Below are 12,280 nucleotides of genomic sequence, written 5' to 3'. Positions count from 1 at the left end.
CTCGAATATGATGATTAATACGTATTGATTTTGACTTCATGCTTCCATGGCTCAGGCAGATGAAGCTCGAACTCGATATGTGGCGGCAGACCGATTACAATCGAGAATACATCCTCTTGGATCTCCCAATGAACGTCGACACGATTGCCATCAGGCAGGGGAACACTTCCGCTCGCCCATTGCAAACCGGACACCTGCGGCTCTATACATATCGAAGTCCAGCCCGCTTTATTACTGTGAACACCCAGCACGTTTCGGCCGAGGAAGTAGGCAGGCGCCGCAGACCAAGCATGGCAATGGCTCCTGGACAGCATATCGGGATTCGCCCGATTCTCTGTGAAATGAGGATACATCTCCCAGCATGTGGTCGCCCCGTGCTTTAACATTTCGCCATAATTGCTTCCCATATCATTCATCATTCGTTCGTACTGCTGCATTTGTGTTAGCGCCTCATAATAGAAGAAGGACATAAACGGACTGCCGATCTGAACAAAGTGATTAGGTGCCTCTATCAGATGTATCTCTAGCAGCTTCTTTCTATCGCCTTCGGCAATGCCTGACAAATAACAAACGACCTGCGTCTGCAGGCTAAAGGTGGTGGAAACCTCTCCACTACGATAGATACAATCAATATATGCTTGCTCTTGCTCGCACCATAGCACCTTGTTGATCGCAAGACGAAGCTTGTTCGCCCAGTCCTCCATTGCATCGGCTGCTGCCATATCCTCTACTACAGCGCCAAGACGCGCTGCCGCCATCAATGCTTTGACCAAAAACGCATTCTGATGCGTAACAATGCCATCGTCCGGCTGCTCCATCGGCGCCCAGTCCAACAAATTCCAGGCCTTTATGTCCAGCAGTCCATCTTCGTTCATATACTCAGCATAATGAGCAAGCGTATATGTGATGCTTGGCCATATTTCCTTGGCAAACTTCAAGTCGCCTGTGTGCATGTAATGCTCCTCGCAGGCAATAATCCAGAAGAACGTCCAGTTGGGAATGACACTGTTCCAGCCGCTCGGAACCTGATTCATATATAAAGGATTATGTTCGGCAGAGCCTGGTACAAGCCGCAAGCATCGTTCTACAAGCTCTTGATTATGGAACAGATATTGACTGATCAACGCTTCATTGCGACTGTCACCTACCCAGAAGGTTTGCTCGTAAGCCGGACAATCGACAAACGTATCCTCCATACACAGCTTTGTTGTATGCTTGCTGATTTCCCATATTTCATTAAACAACGCATTGGAGCACTGGAATCGTCCGATCTCCGCCGCTGGGAAGTTGCTTTGTATGATGCTCACCTTATGCCAGCGAACAGGCCTGGTCATACCTCTAAGCCGGATAAGCAAATAACGTAATCCTCTTCGTATGGGAGAGATGTACGATTGTCTCCCCTCTCGGCACACATAACGGAATGTATTGTTCAGATCGTACGTATCCTGCCGGATTCCTTGACTCATATATTCAAAACCATAGAAATCGAACGTTACGCCCGCTTCCGCTTCCAGCTCAAACTGGATGTACCCCGAATACTCCTTTCGGAAATCCACCACCAGCTCCAGCTCATGGTCCTTCGAACATTGGCCAATGACCGCCGCATTCTGATTGGACGCAGCCATAGCTTGTATTTGCGACCCCATGGGTACAAAGGTACGCGCTTGTCCGCTCCATACCGTTCGGGTGAAGATATCGTCAATGGCCACAAACCTGTTGGACAGCGGTTGAATATGAGTCATCCACTCCAACGCTTCTTGCTTGCTCTTGATCTGCCCTGCCTGCATATACAGCGAATCGCTGCGATTTAACGGATAGATGCCGATATCCTGTACTTCCCCACTTTCGAAAGGCCCAATGGTAAACAGAGGCGTGGTATCAGTCAACTGCTCAAGCTCCTCTGATAAGTAGCGGAGGTGAAGCTCGGCTTCGGCGTTCATGCCCAGATGAATCGTTCTGCCATGGTCACTGTCGTTCGTCACTTGGTACAGAACCAGATGTTCGCCCGCGCTGAGCTGAACAACGGCATATCTCTCCGGAGAGATGCCATAATAGCGGGAGGCATGGATACGTTCGCCGTCAATAATTAGAAATTGCGGCTCCTGAATGCCAGCTACACATCCGAAGGTAACGGAGGCGCTTTCCTCCATCGACAATATAAAGCCCAAGTAGCCCGAATAAGCTACCCGGTTGGCATGACTGCTGCTCTCTGGTATGAAGTGCGGTCTCAAATCGATAACCGCCGACCAGGACAAGGCCGAACATTCATGCACGCTTTCCACCCGATTGGGATATATAGTCTCTTCGGTAAGATGCGGTATATCTCGCGGGAGAAGCGTCTTCCAAGGGGCCATCCCGGGCAGCCCAATGACCGACGCCTGCTGCCATTCATGATCGTTATAATCGGCTTCTGTCCAGTCCTCATTCCACAGCCTGGCGTCCACCCATTCCGTAAACGCCTGCTGGCAAGACATCCTTGGAGCTTGGGCAAGCTGACCTGGACATCTGCTCGTTTTCCACCTTTCATCTGTCACAATGGACCTGCCCGTCTCGCCCCTTCCCGGGAGATCCAGCTGTGCCAGCAGCCCTCCACGCCCACGCTCATAGTAGAAGGTCGACACACCGTAATGCATGACAAGTACGGCAATCGTATTAAGCCCTTCCTTCAGGTAAGGACTTACGTCATACGTATCATATCGAAGCTCGTTGTTCCACGAACGCACGGGACCTCTGCCTGCGATTTGACCGTTCAAATACAATACATATCTGGAATCGGCCGTCAATCTGAGCATTGCGCCTTCACCTTTACAGTCTTTCAGCTCCTCCGCCTGCAAGCTGAAGCTTCTGCGGAAGCACCACCATTCATTGCGCGGGCTGCTTTCTGCATCATTCCAAATCCATTGTGCTTGCCAAATATAATGTTCTTCCACCGCTGTACCTCCAGCCAAAAAGTAATATTCAAATTTTACAGCAGATTAACATGTGTAGAATGGCAAAAAACAAAAATGTCACTTCCTTAAACATAGGAAGTGACATTATTCTGATTTGTGCAGGAAACAAAAGAAAAAGACGACATATCCATATATGCCGTCTCAATCATTCCGTGCCATTCGATACAGAAAGGGCTTACGCCCTGACAAACCGGAATGGAAGTCTGGGTTATGTTAGATTAGATTTGCAACTCCCCAAGCTTAATCAGCTCGACAACCGCTTGCGAACGACCTTTGACGTTCAACTTCTGCATAACATTGGAGATATGATTGCGAACGGTTTTCTCGCTGATGAATAATTGCTGAGCTATATCGCGCGTAGTTTTATCCTGTACCAGCAGCTCGAATACCTCTCGTTCACGATGCGTCAATAAAAACTTGCTCTTGTGGTCGCTTCCCTTCAAAGTTTGTCACCCCTCCTTGCTCGGGTTTTTATGGTATAACAAGGTCAAGGGATACAGTCAACTTATCATATGAAGGGGGCGGGTCATTGGTGCTGTCTATGCACAAAATAGGCGCAGCAGAACCCTGTTTATTGCTGCATCTCCGCATGCACGATCAGCCTATGGGTTGGATCAACAACGGGGTCGCAGGTAATCAAGGTGAGACGTTTGTCCCTGTCATTGTAGTTTAATACGGAGACATCAGTTGGTTCCACGATGGAGAGCTCGTATACGATGTAGGTGAAAGTTCCTTTCCGCGTCTCTACGATAACTTGATCTCCAACCTTTACTTCATTCAACCGATTGAACAACTTCCCTTTCGCCCGCATCCGATGTGCCGCAATTGCCGCATTGCCGATTTCGCCAATCGGCGCTGTCTCCTTGAGATGGGCTGCAGCAGATTTCATATTTTTCTGAGTGGCGCCTTCCAGGACGGGAAGCTTCAGTTTAATGCTGGGAATTCGGATGGTTGCAATCGGCTCGGCCTTTGTGGTCGTTGATGCGGACACAGCCGAGGTCGCTGATTGGGCGGGCACCGTTGGCGTAGCAGCTATTGCAGACTCTGAGGGGTCCGCGACACCTACTCCTGTTTCCTCCGCTTCTTCGTCCAGCTGCACGAATAAGTTCGTCAGACCGTCGTATTGCTCTTGCGCTACTTGCCCCACTGTCTCGTCTGTATCGCTAATTTCCCACTGCGCCATCAGCTTCTCTTGCTGTCGGTCGTTATACCATTCACTTGCCTTTGGATAAGCGATAATCAAGACACCTACAAGCACAAGCCCGTATGCGATCAGCTTTCTCACGATTGACCTCCATTCTCCATGACTTGCGGCCTGCTCGCAGAGGTGAACACCCATTTCTTGCTGCCGTAAAAATTCAACCCAAGAATGACGATCGTGACAACAGCTTTTGCCATCCACTCCGACCAATCCAGCAGCCTGATTGAAGCACTCATGAGCCCGACCGATAAGGCCAGCATTGCTCCGTTCCAGATGAGAAAACGTAGCTGCCTATGCAGAACGGAAGAGAAGCTACGAGCCTTCTCCCCACTTTTCGAGCGAAATGTAATGGCGTTGTTCAGCAAATAGCTATTCAGCATACCGGCCAAATAAGAGAGCGCTTGAGCGGCAGCATAATGCACAGATAGCCAAGTCAACAAACCGAATACGCCGAAATCGATCGCCGTATTCAAAACGCCAACTGCTCCAAATATCACAAGCTGGAGGAACCAGCCTTTCTCCCCTTTACCGGACATCCCGACCAGCCCGATTCTGTTTGTCCTGCTGCTCTTGCCCGTTAATCGCTTCTCGCTCCGCATAACCCAACGTCTCGCGTACAATATAAAGCGGTCTGTTCTTGGATTCGTCATAGATACGTCCAATATATTCGCCGATGACGCCCAGAAGAAGGAGAATTATCCCGTTGAACAACAAATTGAGTCCGACAATGGTCGTCCAGCCTTCGAGTGTCGTAGAGGTGAACAAACGTTGGTACAGAATAATCAATAGATAGATGAAGCTGCCAAGCGACAAGAAAAAGCCAAGATAGGTTGCGATCTTAAGCGGCTTGTACGAAAACGAAGTGATCCCGTCAAGCGCAAAGCTGATCATTTTCTTAAGCGGATATTTCGTTTCGCCTGCAAACCTTTCCTCGCGTACATATTCTACGCTGGTCTGTCTGAAGCCAATCCAGCTGATGAGACCGCGCACGAATCTGTTTTTTTCCTTCAGACCGCGCAATACATCGCATACTTTACGGTCGATCAGGCGGAAATCCCCCGTATCCAAAGGAATATCGACATTGGTCATGCTGCGCAGCAGACGATAGAAGGCAAGCGCCGTCAGCTTCTTAAATAACGTCTCGCCTTTACGCTTCAGTCTGCGGCCGTATACAACCTCGTATCCCTCCTTCCACTTGTCGATCATTTGCAGAATAACCTCAGGCGGATCCTGCAAATCCGCATCAATGACGATAATCGCATCGCCCTGCGCGTAATCCATCCCTGCGGAGATCGCGATCTGATGGCCAAAATTTCGCGAGAAGTCGATCAAACGCACATTAGGATCTGCGCTTGCGATGAGGGTTGTCTTGGCTACAGTTCCATCACGGCTGCCATCGTTGACGAAAATAAGCTCGTATGGCTCACCCGACGCATCCATCACTTCCTTCAGACGCCCGTATGTGACGTCAATGACCGCTTCCTCGTTGTACATCGGTACGATTACGCTATATTTCACTTTAACAGTCATGCGCCATAACTCCTCGTTTAAGTCTAGAATAACCAGCTAGGGAACCAGCGAAGCATTACGTCTACGTACCACTTAGGCACCAGCATGCCCGAGAGTGCCGGGTAGAACAACGCAAACAATGCAATAGCCGCCACTACATACCACTTGCGAAGTGTGGCGAACACAGGGCGTTTCTCTTCCAGCACCTTGAAACAATAGACCGTGCTCAGAATGATAAACGGAACCATTGCAAAATAATGATACAGGAACGTCTCGCGCGGCACTAGCATCCACGGGACATATTGCGCAAGAAACGCAATCCAGAGCATGTACACCGACTTGTCCTGACGTTTGATGCTGAGATATGCAGCCGTAATCATGCTGAACAAGCCCGTCCACCAGATGAGCGGATTGCCCATCGCTACAATGGTAGATCTCATCCCAGCCGCAAGCTCGCTTCCCGAATAATACCAGACCGGCCGTTTCATAAACGGCCATTCCCACCAGGAGGATGAGAACGGATGCGAGGATACGAGATGACTGTGATAGCTGTACATATGCGTCTGATAATCAACCAGCGCCTTAAAGGTGTATCCGCCTTGCATGACGCCTAAGATCGGAATATACGAGAGCGCGTAGATGCCCGCTGGTATGCCGATATAGAACAGGATACATGCTGCCAGCGTCAGGATCGTTTGACGCGGGAATTGGGCAGCCACACGCTCCAGCTGCGACTGATCGTAGCCGCTTGCCCCGTCACTTCGTTTCAATTGTCGACGCGCAGCCGCATACTCCTTGTAACGATCGATCAGCGACAACGCCAGCATGACGGCAAGGCCTGCACCGCCGTACAAGACAATCCACTTGGACGCGACCCCAAGACCAAAGGTCAGACCGGCAAGCCCAAGAGGGACGAAAGTCGCAAGCAATGACGAACGATAGAAATTCATCGTAACGTATCGTTGCATGAAGTAGAACATCAGCATAATGAAGAATACGCCATACACGTCAATTGTCGCAATACGAGTCTGGGTAAAGTGCATAAAGTCCGCCGCCAGCAGCAAGGCCGCTGTAATAGCAAACGTCGTTCCGCCGAATAGCCGTCTTGCTAGTAAATATATGATCGGAATCATCGCAGCCCCGAACAGCGTTCCCGCAATTCTCCAGCCAAATGGATTCAGACCAAATAATTTGATGCCGATCGCAATGATAAGCTTGCCAAGAGGTGGATGCGTATTCTCATACGCCACTAGTCCCTCCAAATTTTCATATGCGGTGCGTGCATGATAGATTTCATCGAAATAGCTGCCTTTCATGTAGTTGTGGTTGTAGACCATCAGCTTCTGCTCGTCGAACAGATTGGCGATGTCTCCCCTCTTAGGCTCCTTGTCGTTAAGAGCAACAATCGAGCTGATCGGGAGCGGCTCCTTGCTGCCCGCTTCGTAGATGCCAAGCTCATTCATCGAGAAGCCTGCGCCTGTCACGGTCAATTTGATATATCTAGCTTCTACATTCAATTGCTGGCTCTTCCAGGCAAATACGTACACATGATTATTGTCGACATCTACCTTGTTTGTCCAAACATCCGGCGTTAGACCAAATTCATAGGTATACGAACCCGTTCCGACACCGCCGAAGCTTGTCAACCTCTCCAATTGTTTGGTTTCGCCCAGGTCGATATAGAACCCTTCGCCAGAGGAAGATGGGTGCCACACGGTCTCAGGATCCTTGAACGAACCAAGATTCACTAATGCCACGACGATATATACAGCTGTAATACCGCCCATCCACCACCAATCTTTGCGCTGCAGGAATCGAGCCTCCGATCGTTTATCCACGTTGACACGGAAGGACTCCAGTCGCTTGGCATCACCTTGCTGCAACTCCTCCGGTTTAATCGTATCGTAAGGAAGCAAGTTTCGGTTCCGGTACAGATCGTGGCCAACATACAAAGCATAGAGCAGCAAGCCGATATTGGCGATGGCGCATAACATCACTACGCCGTCCGTCGGCACATTTGTCGTCTGTTCACTGAATTTGAGAACGTAGCTCATATTAATGAAATTCGTAATCGTAAAACCGAAGAACAGCCTTAACATTCTGCGATCCATCGATTGGATATAAGCAAACATGCTAAGGAGAATGATCGGGAACATATACCGTTCATGCATCTTCGTGACGCCGATAAACACGATTCCAATCAACACCGCAGCTACATAAAAGGAACGATCCTCTCCTGTTTTCTTGGATCGAACCAATGATAAGAAAACCGCGGCGACAACAGCAAAGCCGATAAACAGCATGCCCCAATACTGGTACGACATGAAGAGCCATGTTTCCTCTAATGGCTTCCAGTTCCCCCCAGCCAGCGAATAGAGGTTAAAAGCGTTAAGTGTCGCATAGGGGTACGAAGATAAAGTGCCATGATACAGCTCGTAAACACCTTTCAGTCCGCCGTTCCCCCAGAAGAATGGCAGTGCCAGCAGAATGAAAGTGCCAAAGCCATAATAAGCACTGATTGCAACGTTCCTCCACTGCTTACCTAGCAATAGAGCTACAAGCAGGACCGGCATAAAGATAAATGTCTGCGGCTTGATGAGCGCCGCAATGGCGTACCATACGGAAGCTCTGCCGAACTTCCTCTCCGCCATGCCAGAAATAGCGAGCGTAAGCACAAGCGCGAACACGGCGTCCACCTGGCCCCAGGCTGCCGAATCAAGAATGGCGGCGGGATTGAAGGCATAAAGGAGCGACAAACCAATAGCCGCAGCTTCTCCCAGCTTACGTTTCGCAGTTCTGTAAATAAGTGCCGAGGTGACCAAGTCAGCGGCGATAGCCGGCAGCTTATATAACAGAAGTGCCGCGTTGCCGTCACCTGCGATGCCAAGACCTTCTTTGATAAGTCCAAGTACGTATAGTACATAAATATAACCCGGCGGATAATCCACGAACATATCGGTATGATAGAAGCCTGCAATACCGTCCTTGACGACTTGCTCCGACCAAAAAATAAATAACTTAACATCATTTTCGTAACCGCCATGTTTCATACCGATGAAGACACGCAGCGCTAACGCCGCGGCGAAGCCGCCGTACAGCAGCATATCACGAGTGTTATTCCCCTTCGCGAACCGATCTTGTCTACGGAGCAGCATATTCCTTACAAGCGCGAATCCTACAGCAAATAACGCTGCGTATAGGAGCGTCGAAAGCACCGAAACCCTAGGCGGCGCCTGTTCATCGTCTCCTGCGCTCACAGGCGTCGAGGCAAGGGAGAATGCCGTCGTTCCTTCCGGCACCTCGGCAACTTCTTCCATAACGATATCGTCAAACCAACCAGATCCAGCATTAATGCTGCCGTAGCCGCCAACGCTGACACTAACCGTAATTTCCTTTTGATCTTTTTCCGACTTGCCATAGAATTCGAGATACGTCCAATCACCGCCGGTATCATGGACCTGCGGATATTGAACCGCTACGCCTTCGACCGACAAATAGGCTCCCGTAGCGTCAGGTCTAAGCCCTTCCGCTCTCACATATCCCGAGAAACGGTACAGCTTGTCCCCCTCTATTTTGACGTTCTGAATAAATCTAGCGTGATTGTCGCTTTCATTACGAATGACGGCCGCCCATTGACCGCCATTTGATAGACCCTGTTCCGAGGTATATGCGGTTGTTGCATCATCTTTGATCCAGGCTTCTGTCGTCCATCCGACGGGCATTCCGTTCTCTGTCTGTTCGAAGTCGCCATTCACGATCATGTTGCCTGCCGCATAAGCCGGAAGTGCGCTCCATAATAAGGCGGCAAGCACGAGCAGCGAGATCGAATAGAGGCGAAGTCCAGCATTCTTCATGTTCAATCACATTCTCCTTCTTCTATGGTTCCGTACAAGCCATACAGATTCACTTTAGCGAACTCGCAAGTCGCGGTCAATGTAATTAGCAAAAAATTCATGTCATGACTTACCTTGCATGACTTCTACCCTAGTACGGGCTCCCCCTCAATCGAATATCTTAATAAAGGTTTATCTCACAACGAACAGCTTCGCCTCGCGCGAAAGAAGGAGAGAGTACGGTGCACAAAATTACGCTTGCAGGCTCATCCCACGCCATGTATGTCAATTTGAAGGATCAGAAGGGCAATACGTTGAAATCCAAGAACGGGTTGTTCCAGCCTCGCGTTGTCAAGTTCTGGCGCCGCGCTGCTGCGGCGCTTAAACCCGATATCGTTGTTGATGCAGGCACGAACTATGGAGAAATCTTTTTGACCGCCGCCTATCCTGAGCATGCTGCAATTGCCGTCTTCGAGGCAAATGCCGAGCTGATCCCTTATCTTTCCCGTTCGCTTGCCGAACATCCCAATGGCAGGCAGATCAAGCTGACCAACGGCTTCGTGACGGACAAAGCCGAGGAAAACGTCACCTTTTACGTTGACAAAGTACGATCCGGCACATCTTCTGGACATCATCTAGGCGATCGCGCTTCGAAAGAAACGATCGTGCGAAGCACAACCATCGATCATGTGTTTCAGGACAAAATGCTCGCTGGCGGAACTCTCTTGTTCAAGATGGACGTAGAGGGATTCGAGTGGGAGGCTCTGCGAGGGATGTCCGGTTTACTAAAGAGCTGCACGGATGCTGTTGGCTGCATCGAGTTTAATCGCCGTTACATGATCAGCAAAGGTATTGATCTTCCCGCATTCGTCGAGTTTCTTGCCGAACATTTTATTCTTTATGCGCCGGATCCAAGCGGTCGCCTTGTGCCTCTGCCTGCGCCTGCGTACGACAGCATCAATGCTTATTTCAATGCCGACAAGCTTTGTAATGATCTCATTCTTCTCTCGAATCCGGAGCTTGTGCATAAGCTGCAGCCTTAACCCTCTGGGATGCCTCACTTATTACGGAGAAACAAAAGAGCCGTACAACCTGGTTTTCTGACAGGCTGCACGGCTCTTCTATGATTTTACGATAATGCTTCATGCGCATACGCGACGAACTGCTTTGCTCTTATTTCATTGGTATGCGCTTGATGGATCATAGCGTAGCCATTCTGGGCAATGGCATCTCTGGCCGCATCATCGTTGCGATACTTGCGTGCAAGCTCCGCGATATTTGATCTGGAGCAAGCCACGAAATTGTCGCCGTCAATGAATCCAAGCTCTTCGATATCGGGATTAGATTCCGCGAGCATCAACGTCCTGCAGCCCGGTATCTCAAAAAATTTGGCGACCGGAATGCGAAGGACGCTTCCGCAAGTGAATGACATCATAGAGCGATTAATCGCTTGCGCGTATGTGTCCTGTACCAACAGTCCCGGGCGTGAGGCCGTTCGGTGCCCAGGATGCCGATAATGGACAAACCCCTCCTCGCGCGACATCGCTTTAAGCACGCTATTGCGGAACGGGTATTGGGGATCCATCAGACCAAATAACGAATACGGCGTATCCTTAGGCAAACCATGATCCGTTATCATTGCCGGGTTTACACCGAATGGCAGCCAACGAAATCTCGATTCTGTGTCGGGGAATGTGTCCAGGAACGGATATTTGCTCGCCGACATGATGATATCCGGCTTTGCAATCCGGTCGAAATACGATCTTCTTCCTGCTGGATCGTAATGGATGTCCAGCACGTAACAGACTTTCAGTATATCAATTTTATCCAAATGCGTAATCCGAGGGGCAAACGCATGACGCCATTCGAAGTCGTAATGGAATATAACGTCCGGCTTGACTGGCAATCTTGCGACAATTTCACGAATATCGCCGTCCTTGCTCCAATAATGAACGTTCGCCACTCTCTCGATCGCCGCTATCATATCAAATTTATGTTGATGCTTGGGATAGGTCTCTGCGAATCGCTTTACCAGCACTAGCACATTGAGCAACCTATCCATGCTGCTTCTCCAGCCATTGCTCTTCAGGAACATCTCTTAGCTTCCGAGCAGGATTGCCGGCCACAATCGTTCGAGCTGGCACGTCCTTTGTAACGACGCTGCCAGCGGCAACGACGCCATCTTGGTGGATCACTTTCCCCGGCAATATCGTTGCATTTGCTCCTATTCTACCGCCCTGTTTAACCGTTACGCCTTTGAACTGCGAGAATCGCCCGTTGGTGCGAGCCAAATAATTATCGTTGGTCGTCACAACACACGGCGCGATAAACACATCGTCTTCTACCACGGAGTAAGCACAAATATAACTATTAGTCTCCAGCTTGCAGCGGGCGCCGATCGAACAGTCATTTTCGATTGCGACCCCTCTGCCAATAATTGTTGCTTCACCCACATGCACTCGCTCGCGCACCGTCGCCAGATCGGCTACGAATACATCGTGACTTAGGTGAGCTCCTCGATAAACGATTGCACCGGTTCCGATTGTGCATCCATTCTCGATGATGGCAGGCGTAAGCGTCGTACCTTCGGTTGTTGTCGCAGACGTCTTCGCTTTCATAGGCAGCTTGCCTACAACGGCATTATCATGGATACGGACATCGTCTCCGATCACGGTGTCTTCGTGTATGACCACACCATTGCCGATCATCACACGTACACCGACGACAACTCCTCTTCCTAATATGACATTCTCGCCAATGCTGGTTGTTCCGCTCATTCTAACACC

Annotated in this window: 9 protein-coding genes; 1 reads left to right on the top strand and 8 read right to left on the bottom strand. The window is 49.9% G+C overall.

Features of this window, described 5'->3' with window-relative positions:
• Positions 1-14: 14 nt before the first annotated feature.
• From ACX1C1_RS15255 to ACX1C1_RS15230, 6 genes are all read right to left on the bottom strand, one after another.
• Positions 15-2,930: an alpha-L-rhamnosidase-related protein gene (locus ACX1C1_RS15255; RefSeq protein ID WP_458953026.1), complete on the bottom strand. Its 2,916-nt coding sequence runs from the start codon at positions 2,928-2,930 to the stop codon at positions 15-17.
• Between the two features lie 239 nt (positions 2,931-3,169).
• Positions 3,170-3,394 (bottom strand): helix-turn-helix domain-containing protein, encoded by a 225-nt coding sequence (locus tag ACX1C1_RS15250; RefSeq protein WP_006040330.1) that lies wholly within the window; start codon positions 3,392-3,394, stop codon positions 3,170-3,172.
• Between the two features lie 128 nt (positions 3,395-3,522).
• Positions 3,523-4,236, bottom strand: coding sequence for a class D sortase (locus tag ACX1C1_RS15245; protein WP_458953025.1), 714 nt, complete (start codon positions 4,234-4,236; stop codon positions 3,523-3,525).
• A complete protein-coding gene (locus ACX1C1_RS15240) occupies positions 4,233-4,688 on the bottom strand; it encodes a GtrA family protein (protein WP_458953024.1) in 456 nt (151 codons plus the stop codon). Before ACX1C1_RS15240 ends, ACX1C1_RS15245 begins: the two co-directional genes overlap by 4 nt.
• Positions 4,678-5,682 carry a glycosyltransferase family 2 protein gene (locus ACX1C1_RS15235; RefSeq protein WP_458953023.1) on the bottom strand — a complete coding sequence of 335 codons (1,005 nt, stop codon included), beginning with the start codon at positions 5,680-5,682 and terminating at the stop codon, positions 4,678-4,680. Before ACX1C1_RS15235 ends, ACX1C1_RS15240 begins: the two co-directional genes overlap by 11 nt.
• A gap of 23 nt (positions 5,683-5,705) precedes the next feature.
• Positions 5,706-9,515 carry a glycosyltransferase family 39 protein gene (locus ACX1C1_RS15230; protein WP_458957695.1) on the bottom strand — a complete coding sequence of 1,270 codons (3,810 nt, stop codon included), beginning with the start codon at positions 9,513-9,515 and terminating at the stop codon, positions 5,706-5,708.
• Positions 9,516-9,736: 221 nt separating this feature from the next.
• Between ACX1C1_RS15230 and ACX1C1_RS15225 the strand changes: the two genes are divergently transcribed.
• Positions 9,737-10,537: an FkbM family methyltransferase gene (locus tag ACX1C1_RS15225; protein WP_458953022.1), complete on the top strand. Its 801-nt coding sequence runs from the start codon at positions 9,737-9,739 to the stop codon at positions 10,535-10,537.
• A gap of 86 nt (positions 10,538-10,623) precedes the next feature.
• Here the strand turns inward: ACX1C1_RS15225 and ACX1C1_RS15220 are convergent, their stop codons facing one another.
• Together ACX1C1_RS15220 and ACX1C1_RS15215 are read right to left on the bottom strand one after the other, a co-directional pair.
• Positions 10,624-11,556 (bottom strand): glycosyltransferase family protein, encoded by a 933-nt coding sequence (locus ACX1C1_RS15220; RefSeq protein ID WP_458953021.1) that lies wholly within the window; start codon positions 11,554-11,556, stop codon positions 10,624-10,626.
• Positions 11,549-12,271: an acyltransferase gene (locus tag ACX1C1_RS15215; RefSeq protein WP_458953020.1), complete on the bottom strand. Its 723-nt coding sequence runs from the start codon at positions 12,269-12,271 to the stop codon at positions 11,549-11,551. The genes ACX1C1_RS15220 and ACX1C1_RS15215 overlap by 8 nt, the downstream gene beginning before the upstream one ends.
• Between the last annotated feature and the right edge of the window lie 9 nt (positions 12,272-12,280).

The organism is Paenibacillus sp. strain BS8-2 (genome assembly GCF_054483835.1).
Note: the sequence above shows the minus strand (reverse complement) of the source record. Positions and strands in the feature narration are given on the sequence as shown.